13 protein-coding genes are annotated in these 16,014 nt (G+C 63.6%); 5 read left to right on the top strand and 8 right to left on the bottom strand.

Annotated elements, in window-relative coordinates; genetic code table 11:
- Positions 1-20: 20 nt before the first annotated feature.
- A complete protein-coding gene (locus X728_RS144515) occupies positions 21-494 on the top strand; it encodes a hypothetical protein (protein WP_023702181.1) in 474 nt (157 codons plus the stop codon).
- A 104-nt stretch (positions 495-598) separates the two neighbouring features.
- On the opposite strand, the gene X728_RS144510 is transcribed toward X728_RS144515, so the two are convergent.
- A complete protein-coding gene (locus tag X728_RS144510; protein WP_023702180.1) occupies positions 599-2,920 on the bottom strand; it encodes a PAS domain-containing sensor histidine kinase in 2,322 nt (773 codons plus the stop codon).
- A 310-nt stretch (positions 2,921-3,230) separates the two neighbouring features.
- On the bottom strand, positions 3,231-5,870 hold the full coding sequence (gene pepN, locus X728_RS144505) for an aminopeptidase N (protein WP_023832448.1): 2,640 nt from the start codon (positions 5,868-5,870) through the stop codon (positions 3,231-3,233).
- Positions 5,871-6,291: 421 nt separating this feature from the next.
- On the opposite strand from pepN, the gene X728_RS144495 reads away from it, so the two are divergent.
- Positions 6,292-7,194, top strand: coding sequence for a DMT family transporter (locus X728_RS144495; RefSeq protein WP_245266205.1), 903 nt, complete (start codon positions 6,292-6,294; stop codon positions 7,192-7,194).
- A gap of 19 nt (positions 7,195-7,213) precedes the next feature.
- Here the strand turns inward: X728_RS144495 and X728_RS144490 are convergent, their stop codons facing one another.
- The 3 genes from X728_RS144490 to X728_RS144480 all read right to left on the bottom strand — a co-directional run bounded on the left by X728_RS144490 (position 7,214) and on the right by X728_RS144480 (position 9,825).
- Positions 7,214-8,026: a helix-turn-helix transcriptional regulator gene (locus X728_RS144490; RefSeq protein WP_023747484.1), complete on the bottom strand. Its 813-nt coding sequence runs from the start codon at positions 8,024-8,026 to the stop codon at positions 7,214-7,216.
- A gap of 224 nt (positions 8,027-8,250) precedes the next feature.
- Positions 8,251-9,129, bottom strand: a complete 879-nt coding sequence (locus X728_RS144485) for a uracil-DNA glycosylase (protein WP_023832451.1) — start codon at positions 9,127-9,129, stop codon at positions 8,251-8,253.
- Between the two features lie 141 nt (positions 9,130-9,270).
- A complete protein-coding gene (locus tag X728_RS144480; RefSeq protein WP_023698594.1) occupies positions 9,271-9,825 on the bottom strand; it encodes a hypothetical protein in 555 nt (184 codons plus the stop codon).
- A gap of 302 nt (positions 9,826-10,127) precedes the next feature.
- Here X728_RS144480 and X728_RS144475 point away from each other — a divergent pair, with 302 nt between their 5' ends.
- Both X728_RS144475 and X728_RS144470 read left to right on the top strand, forming a co-directional pair.
- On the top strand, positions 10,128-11,807 hold the full coding sequence (locus X728_RS144475; RefSeq protein WP_023692823.1) for an electron transfer flavoprotein-ubiquinone oxidoreductase: 1,680 nt from the start codon (positions 10,128-10,130) through the stop codon (positions 11,805-11,807).
- Between the two features lie 142 nt (positions 11,808-11,949).
- Positions 11,950-12,549 carry a DUF922 domain-containing protein gene (locus X728_RS144470; protein ID WP_023692824.1) on the top strand — a complete coding sequence of 200 codons (600 nt, stop codon included), beginning with the start codon at positions 11,950-11,952 and terminating at the stop codon, positions 12,547-12,549.
- Between the two features lie 25 nt (positions 12,550-12,574).
- Here the strand turns inward: X728_RS144470 and X728_RS144465 are convergent, their stop codons facing one another.
- The 3 genes from X728_RS144465 to X728_RS144455 form a co-directional block, all read right to left on the bottom strand.
- Complete coding sequence (locus X728_RS144465) at positions 12,575-13,588, bottom strand: endonuclease/exonuclease/phosphatase family protein (RefSeq protein ID WP_032898061.1); 1,014 nt, start codon at positions 13,586-13,588, stop codon at positions 12,575-12,577.
- Between the two features lie 140 nt (positions 13,589-13,728).
- Positions 13,729-15,189 carry an AMP nucleosidase gene (locus X728_RS144460; protein ID WP_245266201.1) on the bottom strand — a complete coding sequence of 487 codons (1,461 nt, stop codon included), beginning with the start codon at positions 15,187-15,189 and terminating at the stop codon, positions 13,729-13,731.
- Positions 15,190-15,466: 277 nt separating this feature from the next.
- A complete protein-coding gene (locus X728_RS144455; protein WP_023670200.1) occupies positions 15,467-15,661 on the bottom strand; it encodes a hypothetical protein in 195 nt (64 codons plus the stop codon).
- A 51-nt stretch (positions 15,662-15,712) separates the two neighbouring features.
- Here X728_RS144455 and X728_RS1000000170495 point away from each other — a divergent pair, with 51 nt between their 5' ends.
- Positions 15,713-15,943, top strand: a complete 231-nt coding sequence (locus X728_RS1000000170495) for a hypothetical protein (RefSeq protein WP_155924019.1) — start codon at positions 15,713-15,715, stop codon at positions 15,941-15,943.
- Positions 15,944-16,014 lie beyond the last annotated feature (71 nt).

The raw sequence follows: 16,014 nt of genomic DNA on the forward strand, positions 1-16,014 counted from the left end.
CGATGCAACAGGAGATACCCATGAGAAAGACAACCGGACTTGCCCTTGCCTTTGTCGCGCTTGCCGGCGCCGTTGGCACCACCGCCTATGCCGAGAACAATGCCAGCGCCAGAATGCGCGAGGGCGCGATGATGCGCCTCGACAAGGCGATGAAGGATTCCAACGGCACCATCAGCTTCGACCAGTTTTCCGACGCCATGAACGCGCGGCTGAAGAAGCTGGTCGCCGATAATGGCGGCAAGCTGACAGTCGCCCAGCTCGCTGACGCGCTGGAGAAGGCGCGGTTCGAGGAAATGGCCAAGCGCATAGTTGCCCGCTACGACAGCAAGGGCGACGGCACGCTGACCACGGACGACATCACCGGGCGCGAGAAGAAGGTGTTCGCCATGCTCGACCGCAACAATGACGGCAAGATCGAGCGCAACGAACTGCCAAAGAAAGGCCGCATGGGCCGCCACCACCAATGGGACGGCGGCGACGACAGCATGGAGTGAAATGGCGATATGTCTCCGGCGGCGAAAGCCGCCGGAGCCCTTACATGACCGGGGCTACTCAGTCCTTGAACGCGGCGGAGAGCACCGCTCGCATTGGCGGGCCGTCAGGCCGCCGCCTTCACCGCCAGCGCCGGCTTCTTCACCGGAATGCGCACCGACACGATCGTGCCGACGCCTTCGGTCGAGCGGATTTTCAGCGCGCCGCCCTGCAGCTCGGCCAGCGAGCGCGAGATGGCAAGGCCGAGGCCGGAGCCGGCGTGGTTCTTCGAAAACTGGTTCTGCACCTGTTCGAAGGGGCGGCCAAGCTTGCTCAGTGCCTCCTTCGGAATGCCGCAGCCATTGTCCTCGATGGTCAGCACCAGCGCGCCTGACGTGTTGCGGGCGCGCACCGAGATATGGCCGCCCTGACCGGTGAACTTCACCGCATTCGACAGCAGATTGATGGCGATCTGCTTGATCGCCCGGCGGTCGGCGAACAGCGTCATCGTATCGGCGATGCGGGTTTCGACCGTGATCGATTTCTCCGCCGCCTGCAGCGAGATCACCCGCACCGTCTCGCGGATCAGCGGGCAGAGATCGATTTCCTCGCGGTCCACCGAGAATTGGCCGGCTTCGATCTTCGACATATCGAGTATGTCGTTGATGACGCCGAGCAGATATTTGCCGCTGCCGTTGATGTCGTTGGCATATTCCTCGTAGCGCGGCGAACCGAGCGGCCCGAACAGGCCTTGTTCCATCAGTTCGGAGAACCCGATGATGGCGTTGAGCGGCGTGCGCAGCTCGTGCGACATGTTGGCTAGGAATTCGGATTTGGCCCGATTGGCGGCCTCGGCGCGCTCGGTTTCCTTCATATATTCGCGGTTGAGCTCGACCAGTTCCTTGGCGCGCTCTTCCTCGGCCCGGCGGGCGAGGCTGAGGTCGTGGATGGTCGCCATCAGCCGGCGCTCGCTGTCGACCAGCTTTTCCTGGTGCAGCTTGATCTGGGTGATGTCGGAGCCGACGGAGACCGTGCCGCCGTCCCGGGTCCTCAGTTCGTTGACCTGCAGCCAGCGGCCGTCGGAGAGCTGCCGCTCGAAGGTTGCGCCCCCTTGCGGCCCGTTGGTGTTGGCCAGCCGCCGTTCAGAGGCGAAGGCCAGCATGCGCTCTTCAAGCACGGCGCGCGCAGCGCCCGGCATGACGTCGCGGTCCGACAGGCCGTTGTCCTTCTGGTATTTGGAATTGCACATGATCAGGCGCTGGGCGGCATCCCACAGCACGAAGGATTCGTTGATGTTTTCGATCGCGGTCCGCAGGCGCAGGTCGGCCGCCTCCGAGCGCAGCGCCAGATGCCGCTGCTCGGTGACGTCGACGGCAATGCCGATCAGCTGGATCTCAGGCGCTTCCGGGTCGATCACCTGGGCCCTGGCGCGCATCCACACCCACTGGCCGTCGGCGTGACGCATCCGGAACACCTGGTCGATATGGTCGATCTCGCGCTCGACGATTTTGTTGGCCAGCTCGAACAGGTCGCCGTCCTCGGGGTGGATGATGTCGTCGACCTCGCCGAACGACAGCATCGAGTTGCAGGGCTCGTAGCCCAGCATGTCGTACATCGAGCGCGACCAGTACATCTTGCCGCGCACCATGTCCCAGTCCCACAGGCCGCAGCGACCGCGAACCAGCGCCATGTCGATGCGCTGATGGGCTTCGAGATAGATGCGGTCGGCTGTCTGGGCGCGCGATGCCTGGCCGAAATAGGCGTAGAGGATGATGATCAGCACGCCGGCTGTCAGCACAAACAGCGTGACGTTGAGCGAGACGGTCTTGCGCCAGTTGTCGAACGCCGCTTCCTGCGGCACCAGCACGGCGGCGGCGTACTTGCGGTCCCGGGTCAGGCTCACCGCCGCGTACCAGTCCTGGCCGCCGATGCTGACATCCATGACCCCGGCGCGGTCGCCGAACATGAACAGCGGCTGGCCGTCCAGCACCAGGCTGTCCAGCGATCGCCCTTGCCAGCCGGTCGACAGCGGCGACACGGCAATGATCTTGAAGGCGCTGTCGGTGATCACAAGCACATGGCTTCTGCCCATGGCGCCCTGGCGGCTCGTGCTTTCCAGAAGATCAATTGCACCGCTGGATGCCGCGGTCGGGTCGGCCGAGATTGCGTTCGCCATCTGGCCGGCGGCGAGACCTAGCACCGCCTTGCCGTCGCGCTCGGCCTCGTCGCGCTCGTTCATCAGCGACAGCACGCGCAGTGCGGCGATGACGATCAGGAAGATGATGATGAGAGCCGGTATCGAACGGCGCAGAAGGGGTTCGGCAGCCAGGAGCCGCCGGTAGGCTGGTTCAGCGATGAGCCGCGTATTGCCGGCGAGGCCGTCGCCTCGCGCCTTGCGCCGCTCAAAAGCCGTCCCTTCGGGCGCGCCCCACGCGTCCGCCTTGGCCATAAATGGCACTCCCCGAATTTCCGTACGCTTGACGATTCGGCAACACCGCACATCCGAATCGTCTGTAAAGAATCAAAGGTGATTCGCCTTGTCCAGAGGCGCGGCCGAAAAACATTAAAAATTGATTGAAATAACGCTGAAATCCCTCCCCTTGAGGGGAGGGTGGCCCGAAGGGCCGGGTGGGGTCCTCGGCGAAGCGCTCGACTCTCTCAATCACGGTCGAAGTTGGTCGAGGTCGCGCACTGCCGCAACGACCCCACCCGTCCATCCGCCTTCGGCGGCTGTCCACCGTCCCCTCAAGGGGGAGGGATCAGGCCAGCGTTCGCTCCACAATGTCCCGCAAATCCGCCGACAGGTTCTCGGCACCGGCGATGGCCAGCAGCGCTTCCCTGGCCTTGGCTTGCCTGCCCGGCTCCAGCGAGCGCCACGAGCGCAGCGCTGTCGCCAGCCTGGCCGCCACTTGCGGATTGCGTTTTTCAACCTCGAGTACGGTCTGGGTAAAAAACCGGTAGCCTTCGCCATCGGCGCGGTGGAAGCCGGTCTGGTTGGCGCTGGCGAATGTGCCGACCAGCGAGCGCACCCGGTTCGGATTGGCCATCGAGAAAGCTGCGTGACCAGTCAGCTCGCGTACCGTGTCGACTGTCCGGGGTCCCGGCACGCTGGCCTGGATCTGGAACCATTTGTCCATGACCAGCGGATCGGCGCCATAACGGGCCTCGAAATCGGCCAGCGCCTTGATCGCCTCCGGCGAACCGTCATGGCGGTGCGCAAGGACGGTCAGCGCTGCGGCGCGGTCGGTCATGTTCGTCGCGACCTCGAAATGCCGGGCGGCGAGCGCAGCCCCTTTCGGCAGCAGCGAGAGGTAGTCGAGCAGGATGTTGCGCAGCGCGCGGCGTCCCGCACTTGCCGCGTCGGGGCTGAACGGCCCGTCGTCGGCGAGGCGGCCGTATAGGTCGGTGAACGTTTGCTGATTGGCGCGCGCGATTGCCAGCGCCAGCGCCTCGCGGGCGGCGAAGATGGCGTCGGGGTCGATATTCCTGCCGATGTCGCGAGCAATGTCGGCCTCGCCCGGAAGCGAAAGCGCCAGTGCCCGGTAAGCGGGTTCCAGCGTCTCGTCGCCGGCGATCTTGCCGGCAAGTCCGGTCAGCCTGGCGGTGAAGGCCGGCTTTGCGCCGCCGAGGATCTGGCGGAAGGCCGCTATCAGCGCATCGGTCAAAAGCGTGTTGAACGCCTGCCAGCGCGCAAAGGCATCGCTGTCATGGCCGGCGAGGAAGAACTGGTCGTCGGCCTTCTGCTCGACCGAAAGCGTGATCGGCGCCGAAAAGCCGCGATTGAGCGACACCGCCGGCCGCTCGGCAACGCCTGAGAAGCGCACCATGTGACGGCGCTTGCGAATATGGATGACACCGTCCTCGACGGTGGCTCCCTCGACGCCATCATAGGCGACCGGCTCACCGCCCGCGCCGACCAGCCCGAAGGCGAGCGGAATGTGCATCAGGCGCTTGCGGCTCTCCGACGGTGTCGGCGGCACCGACTGCTCGATCTCGAGCGTAAACTCGCGCGTCGCCGGATTGTGCGTCGAACTGACGGTCAGGTTCGGCGTGCCCGCCTGGTGATACCAGAGCGCGAACTGAGACAGGTCGCGCCCGGAGACGTCCTCGAACACCTTCAGGAAGTCCTCGATCGTCGCGGCCTCGCCATCATGGCGCTCGAAATAGAGGTCCATGCCGGCGCGGAAAGCCTCGGCCCCGAGAATCGTGCGGATCATGCGCACGACTTCCGAGCCTTTTTCGTAGACCGTCGCCGTGTAGAAATTGTTTATCTCGCGGTAGCGGCGCGGCCGCACCGGATGCGCCAGCGGTCCCTGGTCCTCGGGGAACTGGTGCGCCCTCAGCGTGCGCACTTCGGCGATGCGCTTGACCGCGCGCGAGCGCTGGTCGGCTGAGAATTCATGGTCGCGAAAAACCGTCAGCCCTTCCTTAAGGCAGAGCTGGAACCAGTCGCGGCAGGTGATCCTGTTGCCGGTCCAGTTGTGGAAATACTCATGCGCGATGATCGCCTCGATATTGGCGAAATCGGCATCGGTGGCGGTTTCCCGGTCGGCCAGCACATACTTGTCGTTGAAGATATTGAGGCCCTTGTTCTCCATGGCCCCCATGTTGAAGTCGGAAACGGCGACGATGTTGAAGACGTCGAGGTCGTATTCGCGGCCGAACGCTTTCTCGTCCCATTGCATCGAGCGCTTGAGCGCGTCCATGGCGTAGCCGGCGAGCCCCTCCTTGCCTGGCTCGACATAGATGCCGAGTTCGACCTTGCGGCCGGACATGGTGACGAAACTGTCGGCGACCTGGCCAAGATTGCCGGCCACGAGCGCAAACAGATAGGACGGCTTGGGGAAGGGGTCGTCCCAGACTGCAAAGTGCCAGCCGTCGGCAAGCGCGCCGCTTTCGACCGGATTGCCGTTGGAAAGCAACAGCGGCGCTTCGTCCAGCCTCGCCTCGATACGCACGGTATAGACCGACAGGATGTCGGGGCGGTCGAGGAAATAGGTGATGCGGCGAAAGCCCTCGGCCTCGCATTGCGTGCAATAGACATTGCTGGAGCGGTAGAGGCCCATCAGCGCCTCATTGCTGGCCGGCGCGATCTCGGTCTCGAGCAGCAGCTGGAAACGGGCCGGCGGCCTCAAAATGGTCAGCTGGTCCGGCGTGGCGAGATACTCGGCCGGGGCAAGCTCGCGACCGTCGATGGCAATGCGCTTGAGCACCAGCCCGTCGCCGTCCAGCACCAGCGACGTCGAGGCGGCGGCGCCATCGCGGCGTTCGATCGTCAGCACTGCGGTGACACGCGTTGCGTCTGGCGAAAGGCGGAAGGTGAGGCCGGTTTGCGGGATGGAAAAGTCGTTGGGGCGGTAGTCTTCGAGCTTGAAGACCTGGCCGGTATCGGTTCGCATTCCCTTGGGTTTCCCTGTCGCTATCGGAGCCGCTGACGTGTCCTGGCCCATTAAATCTAAAGTTGCGCGCTCTTTACACGAAACGGTCACTCGACAAAACTGCGCCAATGCCTATTTCGGGGCGTTCCCCTTCCGCCATCATCGTGAGGCCTTGATGACCGTCGTCACATCGAAGTTCGGCATGGGCGCCCTGTGTACCGCGTTGTTCGACGCGCATCTCAGCGGAGATCCGGGAAGCAACAGAACAGTGAAAGCCGGGCCTGGAGACGAAGCGGGTGGGAAACTGTCCGATCATCCCGGCGCGCATCGGCCCAAAAATCGATGTCGATTTTTGGAAAGCACGATGCGCAGATTTAAAGTGTCAGAGCGTCCTTTGCGCGTCGAAGACGAGGCGCGGCGCTCTAATGTTCTCACCGGGATCATGCTCAAGGTCATGTCGATGGCAGTCTTTGTCGGCATGCAAACCTGCATCAAGGCCGCCGGCACTTTGCCGGCCGGCCAGATCGTCTTCTTCCGCTCCTTCTTCGCCATCTTCCCGATCATCGTCTTCCTGGCCTTCAAGAGAAAACTCGGTACGGCGTTCGCCACCAAACGCCCGCTGAACCACATTGCGCGCGGTGTCGTCGGCGTTTGCGCCATGGGGCTCGGCTTCTTCGCGCTGACCCGGCTGCCGCTGCCGGAAGCGATCACGCTGAACTATGCCCAGCCTTTGCTGGTGGTGGTGTTCTCTTCGCTGTTCCTCGGCGAAGCTATCCGCGTCTATCGCTGGAGCGCGGTTGCGGTCGGTCTGGTCGGCGTGCTGATCATCTCGTGGCCGGAGCTGACGCTGCTCACGTCGGGCGCCGCGCTCGGCGACCAGGAGGTGCTGGGCGTCATCGCTGCTCTTGTTTCTGCGGCAATCTCCGCCAATGCCATCCTGCTCGTGCGCAATCTTGTCCAGACTGAACGAACAGCGACCATCGTGTTGTGGTTCTCGGCGACGGCGAGTGTCATGGCGCTGCTTACGCTGCCCTTCGGCTGGCAGGCGCTGACACCGCCGCAGGCCGGTCTGCTGGTCGCAGCGGGGTTCTGTGGCGGGCTGGCGCAGATTTTGATGACGGCGGCGTACCGCCATGCCGAAGCTTCGGTGGTGGCGCCGTTCGAATACACCTCGATGATCCTCGGCGTCGTCGTCGGCTATTTCGCCTTTGGCGATATCGCCACCATCAACACGCTCGTCGGCGGTGTGATCGTCGTTGCCGCCGGCATCTTCATCATCTGGCGCGAGCGCCAACTCGGCCTGGAACGCACCCGAACGCGGAAGGCAGCGCCACCACAGGGGTGAGGAGGTCCGCGGGGTTGGCTCAGTTAGCTTCCGCACGTTCCTTCGCCAGCCGCACCAGCACCGCTCGCGTCTGCTCGTCGGCCGGGAAGAAAGACTCGATCGCCAGTTCCGACAGCGTCACGTCAAGCGGCGTGCCGAAGACGGTGATGGTGCTGATGAAGGACAGCACCTGGTCGCCATGCGCCAGCCGCAGCGGATGGACGATGCCGTTGGGCTCGACCGGCACCGGCCGCGCGCCCTTGAGCCCGGAGGGATAGGTTCGCAATTCGCGCTCCAGCTCGACCAGGACGGGATCGCCGGCGGCATCGTTCTGGTGTTTAAGCCGCTCCAGCAGATGCGCTCGCCACTCCGCCAGATTAACGATACGCGGCGCAATGCCGTTCGGGTGCAGGCTGAGGCGCAGCACATTGACCGGCGGCTGGAGCAGCGACGGCTCGGCAACATCGGCCAGAAACGGGCCGATGGCGGCATTGGCGGAACTCAGGTTCCAGTGCCGGTCGACGGCGAGCGCGGGGAACGGTTCATGCCCCTTGAGCACGGTCTCGACCGCGGCAAGCGCCGGCGCCAGCGTCTTGTCTGTGAGTGGCCGCTCGCTGAAGCTCGGCGCAAAGCCGGCAGCCAGCAACAGCTGATTACGCTGCCGCAGCGGAATCTCAAGCTGCTCGGCCAGATGCAGCACCATCTCGCGCGAGGGCGCGGCGCGGCCGCTTTCGACGAAGGAGAGATGACGCTGGGAAATCTCAGCCTCCATTGCGAGATCAAGCTGGCTCATGCGCCGGCGCGTGCGCCATTCGCGGATCAGGCTGCCGGCGGAGGTTTGGACTGTTGTCATCGGGGATGAGTAGGCCGGGGAGAGGCGTATTTCAATTACCTGGGAGGTCATTGGCGCGGTTCTCCCTTCTCCCCCTGTGGGAGAAGGTGGCCGAGCGAAGCTCGGTCGGATGAGGGGTGTTCCAGGGAACGCCAACATCTCACTCCGCTGGAACACCCCTCATCCGTCTCGGCGCTGCGCGCCGATCCACCTTCCCCCACAAGGGTGGAAGGAAGAGGCGCGCTTCACCCCAGCTCCCGCAACTTCGCCTTCACCTCGAGAAAATCCCGCCACGCCAGTTTCTTGTGCGCCGGCGTCCGCAAGAGATAGGCCGGGTGCAGCGTCGGCATGGCCGGAATGGCGGTGCCCGACGCCGTCTTGTGCACCTGCCAATTGCCGCGCAGGCGCAGGATGCCCTCGGTCGTCTTGAGCAGGGTTTTGGCCGAAGGGCCGCCGAGATTGACCAGCACCTTCGGATTGACCAGCTCGATCTGCCGCTCGATGAAGGGGCGGCAGATTTCGGTCTCGTGCGGCGTCGGCGTGCGGTTGCCGGGCGGCCGCCAGGGAATGACGTTGGCGATATAGACCGAAGTCCGGTCAAGCCCGATCGCCGCCAGCATGCGGTCGAGCAGCCGGCCGGAGCGGCCGACGAAGGGCAGGCCCTCAATATCCTCGTCGCGGCCGGGCGCCTCGCCGACCAGCATCACCGAACCCTCCGGATTGCCGTCGGCGAAGACCAGGTTCTTGGCGGTGAATTTGAGGTTGCAGCCATCGAAGGACGCCATGTGCTGGCGCAGTTCGTCGAGCGTCGAGGCACTTGCCGCCATTTGCCGGGCCAGGACCGCCTGTGCCTCGTCGGGCACCGTCGCCATGGCCGGAACGGAACGCGCCGGCGCGTCCGGCACTCGGCTTGCGTCCAGCCCGGGGCTGGCGGCGGCTTGTTCCGGAAACTTGTTTTCGCGAGGCGGCGCGGCAGGCGCCGTTGTGCGCTCGGGGCGCTTCGGTGCTGCCCCGGCAAACCGGTTCACCGGCGCGTCCTCCAACGCTTCGTCGACACCGGCAGAGGCGTAGAAGGCGAGCAACTCGGCCAGGTCGGATCGGTTGTTGGGGGAGGCGGCAGTCATACCGGGCACATTCGTCCGCCGAGAGACGATTTGCAAGGTTGGGCGGTTAGTAATCTCCCCCTCAAGGAGGGAGATTACGCGCTCGTCGGCTTTCGCCAATCACGAAGGGCATTTCGTGGCGATTTTCACGGCGTCTGCCGCTTACCCCGTCGGTATCCGCGGATCCTGCACCAGATAAAACGTCCAGCGCGGCGTGTAGTCGGTGATAAGAAACTCGAAGCGTCCCCTCTTCAGCGGGTCGATCTGTCCACTCTTGAACAAGAGCCGGTCATAGGGTTCGAAATCGCGGTCGAAATCGGCGTACGCGCTCGACAGGATGTTGTCGGGCGTCTTGTTGCGCTGGTCGAAGGACAGGCCGTCGCCGAACACGCTCGGCTGGTTGAGTATCTCCTGCAGCTCGAACTGGAATTCGACCCAGGCCTGGCCGCTGTTGTTGAGCACCTCGATACGCATGTACAGGATGCCGTTGGCGAATTCGCCGTTGGTGCTGAACGGCTGGATCGGTTTGGTGGTGCGGATGGTGAGCGTCACCGGCGTCGACGAATTCAGCTCCTCGGAGATGACCAACGGATCTTCCTTGGTGCCGGTGCCCGAGGCGCCGGTGATGTGGAAACCGCCAAGCTCGTCGGAAAAGGAATAGGCGCCGGTCGCCCATACCTTCACCGGCTCGGCCTGAGCGCGAACCGGCGTAAGCATTGAAAGGGCGAGAAGGATCGCTCGGCACGTCCGGCCGGGCGGAAGGGGGAAGCGCGTCAATGAATAGCCGGACGGCGTGCGCATGGAAATAAGTATGGCCGATAAGAGAGCCGTCGAACAATTAAAATATGGGACGCTGAGCGCGGCCGCGCGCAAAACGCTTGCGGCAGAGTTGTTATCCGCGACTTTTTGTCGAAATCGGCATTGTCACGTCAGCGCCGGTTTCCTGTCGCGGATTGATGCGCTATGCAGCGCAGGAGCCAGCAAAATGCCGGAAACGGTTGGCCAGTGCGGAGGGGTTGATGAGCGAGATCGAACGCGAGAGCATGGAATTCGACGTGGTCATCGTCGGGGCCGGCCCGGCGGGCCTTGCCGCAGCGATCCGTCTCAAGCAGGTCAATCCCGAGCTTTCCGTCGTGGTGTTGGAAAAGGGCGGCGAGGTTGGTGCACACATTCTGTCAGGCGCCGTCGTCGATCCCATAGGCATCGACCGCCTGTTGCCGGGCTGGCGCGAGGAAGATGGCCATCCCTTCAAGACGCCGGTTACGGCCGACGATTTCCTGGTGCTCGGCCCCGCCGGCTCGTTCCGTCTGCCCAATATCCTGATGCCGCCGCTGATGAACAATCACGGCAACTACATCGTCTCGCTCGGCAATGTCTGCCGCTGGCTGGCAACCAAGGCTGAAGCGCTAGGCGTCGAAATCTATCCGGGCTTTGCTGCCGCCAGCCTCGTCTACAACGATGCCGGCGCGGTCACGGGCGTCGTCACCGGCGACATGGGCGTCGAAAAAGACGGCACACATGGCCCGGGCTTTGCGCCGGGCATGGCGCTGATGGGCAAATACGTGCTGATCGGCGAGGGCGCGCGCGGTTCGCTGTCCAAGCAGCTGATCGCAAAATACAAACTGTCCGACGGCCGTGAGCCCGGCAAGTACGGCATCGGCCTCAAGGAGCTGTGGCAGGTCAAGCCCGAGAACCACCGGCCGGGCCTGGTGCAGCACTCCTTCGGCTGGCCGCTCGACCTGAAGACAGGCGGCGGCTCCTTCCTCTACCACCTCGAGGATAACCAGGTCGCGGTCGGCTTCGTCCTGCATCTCAACTACAAGAATCCCTGGCTGTCGCCCTTCGAGGAATTCCAGCGCTTCAAGACGCATCCGGCGATATCGCGCACCTTCGAGGGCGCCAAGCGCATCGGCTACGGCGCGCGCGCCATTACCGAAGGCGGCTGGCAGTCGGTGCCGAAACTCTCCTTCCCCGGCGGCGTGCTGATGGGGTGTGCGGCGGGCTTCGTCAACGTGCCGCGCATCAAGGGTTCGCACAATGCGGTGCTGTCCGGCATGCTGGCGGCCGAGCATGTCGCGCAAGCGATCGGCTCCGGCCGCGCCAATGACGAGCTGTCGTCTTATGAGGACGCCTGGCGCGCGACCGATATCGGCAAGGATTTGAAGAAGGTCCGCAACGTCAAGCCGCTCTGGTCGCGCTTCGGCACCATTATCGGCGTCGGCCTCGGTGGTCTCGACATGTGGCTGAACACGCTGTTCGGCTTCTCGCCCTTCGGCACGCTGAAACATGGCAAGGCCGATTATGCCACGCTTGAGCCCGCGGCCAAGCACAAGAAGATCGCCTATCCCAAAGCGGACGGCGTGCTGACCTTCGACCGCCTGTCCTCGGTGTTCCTGTCCAACACCAATCACGAGGAAAACGAGCCGGTGCATCTCATCGTCGGCGACATGGAGTTGCAGAAGCGTTCCGAGCATGATGTCTTTGCCGGGCCTTCGACCCGCTATTGCCCGGCCGGTGTTTACGAATGGGTCGACAAGGACGGCAACGCCGCCGCCGATCCGTCTGCCAAAGATGTGCGCTTCGTCATCAACGCGCAGAACTGCGTGCACTGCAAGACCTGCGACATCAAGGATCCCAACCAGAACATCAACTGGGTGCCGCCACAAGGCGGCGAAGGCCCGGTCTATCAGGGCATGTGAGCCTCACCGACCGGGGCCGTCTCAACCAGCAAAAATGGCGGCGATGGCCGGGTTTACCAAGGCATGTAAGCGCTCGGCGCCAAAGATTGTTGAAACCGTCGTCTGCTTGTGGTCTCATTGCCGCGTCCATGGGGAAAATGGCATGCGCGTGTTGGTCTTGTTTTGCGTCGCCGTCATAAGCGCGGCCTGCGGCGTCGTCGGGACGGCGTCGGCGGGGGTGAAAACCGTCGTCAAGACGCGAACCTATGACATCACCGGCACGACAGGTGCCGGTCTGGTTATCGCCATGAACCGCAGGGGCCCCAAGCACGGTTTCATGACCCACGCCATCGCGCAGACAAGCTACACCGCCGACTGGAGCCTGGACGTGGGTCAGGTCAACGGCGTCTGCCGCCTGCGCCAGGCCAATGGAACGCTCAACATCGCCTACACCTACCCGCGCGTCGCCTCGGCCGTCACGCCGGCGCTGCGCAAACGCTGGAACCGGTTTTTCACAGGCGTTCTCGCTCATGAAGGAACCCATGGCCGTATCGCCGGGCAGATGATGCAGGCTGCCGAGCGGTCGGTTCGCGGCCTGAAATTTGCCAACGATCCGCAATGCAACAAAACGCGCGTCGAAGCCACGCGGCGCTTGCAAGCCACTTCCAAGCTCTATGAGGCAAAACAGATCGCGTTCGACGCGCGCGAGCACAGTGAAGGCGGCCATGTCGAGCGCATCATCGAGGCCTTGGTAGGCTTGTGAAACCGTAAGCCCCGTGGCGTACGATCTAGCCGCCCATGCTGGGCTGGATCAGCGACACAGTCGCGGTAGAATCCTCGTCGACCGGCTTGGTCTCGCTGCGCATCAACGAAAATTCCACCATCACCGGCAGATGGTCGGAGCCGGTCTCTTCCATCTGCGTCGACGACAGGATGGTCACCCCGCCCTTCGAAAACACCTGGTCGATCGGCAGGCCCGCATAGCGCCGCAGGAAATCGGGCAGGGTCCGGTGGATCCAGGTCGGTCCGGCCGACGGCATCACGGTCAGTCCGCCGAGCGAGGCAACGCGCCGTACCGCGGCGCTCCACGGCACGGCGTTGCAGTCGCCGGCCATGATCGCCGTCTCGCCGAGCGAGGTGAGCGTCTCGGTCAACTCGCCGATCTGCCAGTATTGTTCCTTCGGCCACGGCCAGCTCAAATGGATCGCCGCGACATCGACCGGAGTGCCGCCGAAATCGACGGTGGCGGCCGCCATCGCGCCGCGCGGTTCGCAATGCGGCTCGGTGCCGGCCGCAAAAGGTCGCCGGGACAAAAGCGCCACGCCCCACACGCCGTCGGGATGGGCGCACAGGATGCGATAGGGATAGGCGTTCTGGATATAGCCGAGTTCGGTCGCCCACATGGCCGATACTTCGTCGAGCGTGATCACGTCTGGGTTGGTCCTGGCGATCAGCGAAAGAACCTTCTTGGGTGTCGGATTGTTGAAACGCAGGTTCATCTGCAGCAGCCGGTAGACCGGTTCGTTGCCGGGCGCGGCGTCATTGGCGGCCTGCACCGGCCACAGGCGCGGCAAGGTGCTCAACGTGCTGGCGAAGGCGGCCACGGCCAGCAGCAGGCCCACGCCCGCCTGCAGGCGAAACGAGGTGGCGAGCAGCGGCAGCGCAATCAGCCCCATCAGCACGGCAAAATGGATGCGGAAATGGGCAAAGGAATCGAAGGCCGGATGCAGTGCGCCAAAGAACCCGGCTACAAGCGCGGCCGAGAGGCCGAGCATTGCCAGGAACGCCATTGAAGCCATCATCTTTCGCACGCGTGCCATCAGACCGGGTTTTGCCCATAGACCGGGTAATACATTGCCGAGGTATCAGGCCTTTATCGGCTGAAATGCGGCCCAATCAAGATGACGAAACGCCTCGCGGCAAACATTTACGGCAAGCCGGTCTACTGAAAGGCCGTCTCCGAAAAGCTTCTCAGCTTGCGCGAATGCAACCGTTCCATCGGCATTTCCGCCAGCTTCTCCATCGCCTTGATGCCGATGGTCAGATGCTGCGCCACTTGCCGCTTGTAGAATTCGGTCGCCATGCCGGGCAGCTTCAACTCGCCATGCAGCGGCTTGTCGGAGACGCAAAGCAGCGTGCCGTAGGGCACGCGGAAGCGGAAGCCATTGGCGGCGATCGTGGCCGATTCCATATCGAGCGCGATGGCGCGCGACTGCGACAGCCGCTGCACCGGTCCGCGCTGGTCGCGCAGTTCCCAGTTGCGGTTGTCGATGGTGGCGACGGTGCCGGTGCGCATGATGCGCTTGAGATCGTAGCCGGAAAGTCCGGTGACTTCGGCGACCGCCTCCTGCAGCGCCACCTGGATCTCGGCCAGCGGCGGTATCGGCACCCACACCGGCAGGTCATCGTCCAGCACATGGTCTGCCCGGACATAGGCATGCGCCAGCACATAGTCGCCCAGCGCCTGAGTGTTGCGCAGGCCGGCGCAATGGCCGAGCATCAGCCATGCATGTGGCCGCAGCACCGCGACATGGTCGGTGATCGTCTTGGCGTTGGACGGGCCGACGCCGATGTTGACCATGGTGATGCCGCCATGGTTCGGCTTCTTCAGATGATAGGCTGGCATCTGAGGCAGGCGCGGCGCCGCCACGCCTTCGCTGGGTGCGTTTTGCCCTGCCTTGGTGATGACATTGCCCGGTTCGACGAATTCGGTATAGCCGTGGCCGCCTTCAGCCATCTGGGCCCGCGCGCGGGCGACGAACTCGTCGATGTAGAACTGGTAGTTGGTGAACAGCACGAAGTTCTGGAAATGCTGCGGGCTCGTCGCCGTGTAGTGCGTCATGCGGTGCAGCGAATAGTCGATGCGCTGCGCCGTGAACGGCGCCAGCGGCCTTGGTTCGCCGAACGCGACCTCGAAGGTGCCGTTGGCGATCTGGTCGTCGGTGCCGTCGAGATCCGGCACGTCGAACAGGTCGCGGATCGGCCGTTTGATGCGGTCGGCGGCGGCGCCATCGACATGGGTTCCTTCAAGGAACGCGAAATGCAGCGGGATCGGCGTGGTCGATTCCGAAACCGTTACCGGCACACCGTGATTGCGCATGATCAGGCGAAGCTGCTCTACGAGATAGCGTTCGAACAGCACCGGCTGGGTGATGGTGGTCGAGAAATGCCCGGGGGTCGGCATGTGGCCGTAAGCCTGGCGCGAGTCGATCTGGGTGAACGAATTGGTGGTGACGCCGATCTCTGGGTAGAAGGCGCGGTAGCGCTTGCTTTCGTCGCCGCCGGCGGCAAGCGTGGCAAAGGAGTCGCGCAGAAACTTGGTGTTGCGGTCGTAGAGCACCTGCAAGGCGGCCACGGCCTTTTTGGCGTCGTCGAAGCTCTGCTTGCCGAAAGGCTCCGGCATGACGACCGATTCGATAGCTCGTGGGTAGATTCGCTTTTCCATGGCTCAATATAGAGACTTGAGGCCGCACTTGGGAGGGGAGGGTGGCCGCCAAGTGGTCGATTTATTCCTCCACGCCCAAGGTGTGCTGAGATTCAGGTAAGGCTGAGCCGGAGTCGAGGACGGGCGCGAAGCGACCAAACTGGTTGGCTTCGAGAACCGGAGCGGAGCGTACTCGAAGCATGTGGGCACCAAGGCCGCCACTTGCAGGCCGGCATCACCTTAATACCGGCACACCTTAGCCGCGCTGCAGACTGACCAGCAAGACAAAGCCGACGCCATGCTTCTTCGTCGCCGGCGCGTCGATCGTCGTGTCGGCATTGGCCCGCATCATCGGCATGGCCAGGACCGGCGCCGACAGCACGACCAGAACGAGCGCCGCCCGCGGCAGGAGCCGAAGGGTCTGGAGGGCGTTGATGGCGATGCGGTTCATGGCTTTTGCTTTTCTGTTTGGATCTATGTCTTTGTCGTCTCAGGGGCGAAAATGGTTCATGCAATCGAATTGGCAGGAACTGGCTGCATCCCAGGAACGGGCCGGACGGCCGGATTCGGCCACGAGGATGGCGAAGAGCATCCCGAACAGGCTCATCAACAGGCAGACGATGGTGAAGCGGCGAGCGAGCATTTGCGTAGTGTCTCCTTGAACACGCCATCAAAATGCCCTGATGCGACTGAACCGGCGCTGATGCCGACGTTCATCTGCGGTTCAAAGTGATTGACGAGGTCTTAGAGAGAGCGTCGGTTCGGGTTTGCGCCGCCGCAAACGGCACGGTCGTCGCTATGGCG

This window comes from Mesorhizobium sp. L103C119B0, assembly GCF_000502235.1.
Lineage (GTDB): Bacteria > Pseudomonadota > Alphaproteobacteria > Rhizobiales > Rhizobiaceae > Mesorhizobium.

Coding starts and splice junctions, on each gene's coding strand:
- X728_RS144515 (WP_023702181.1), top strand. CDS start 21: ATGAGAAAGACAACCGGACTTGCCCTTGCCTTTGTCGCGCTTGCCGGC.
- X728_RS144510 (WP_023702180.1), bottom strand. CDS start 2,920: ATGGCCAAGGCGGACGCGTGGGGCGCGCCCGAAGGGACGGCTTTTGAG.
- pepN (WP_023832448.1), bottom strand. CDS start 5,870: ATGCGAACCGATACCGGCCAGGTCTTCAAGCTCGAAGACTACCGCCCC.
- X728_RS144495 (WP_245266205.1), top strand. CDS start 6,292: ATGCTCAAGGTCATGTCGATGGCAGTCTTTGTCGGCATGCAAACCTGC.
- X728_RS144490 (WP_023747484.1), bottom strand. CDS start 8,026: ATGACAACAGTCCAAACCTCCGCCGGCAGCCTGATCCGCGAATGGCGC.
- X728_RS144485 (WP_023832451.1), bottom strand. CDS start 9,129: ATGACTGCCGCCTCCCCCAACAACCGATCCGACCTGGCCGAGTTGCTC.
- X728_RS144480 (WP_023698594.1), bottom strand. CDS start 9,825: ATGCTTACGCCGGTTCGCGCTCAGGCCGAGCCGGTGAAGGTATGGGCG.
- X728_RS144475 (WP_023692823.1), top strand. CDS start 10,128: ATGAGCGAGATCGAACGCGAGAGCATGGAATTCGACGTGGTCATCGTC.
- X728_RS144470 (WP_023692824.1), top strand. CDS start 11,950: ATGCGCGTGTTGGTCTTGTTTTGCGTCGCCGTCATAAGCGCGGCCTGC.
- X728_RS144465 (WP_032898061.1), bottom strand. CDS start 13,588: ATGATGGCTTCAATGGCGTTCCTGGCAATGCTCGGCCTCTCGGCCGCG.
- X728_RS144460 (WP_245266201.1), bottom strand. CDS start 15,189: ATGCCGGAGCCTTTCGGCAAGCAGAGCTTCGACGACGCCAAAAAGGCC.
- X728_RS144455 (WP_023670200.1), bottom strand. CDS start 15,661: ATGAACCGCATCGCCATCAACGCCCTCCAGACCCTTCGGCTCCTGCCG.
- X728_RS1000000170495 (WP_155924019.1), top strand. CDS start 15,713: ATGGTTCATGCAATCGAATTGGCAGGAACTGGCTGCATCCCAGGAACG.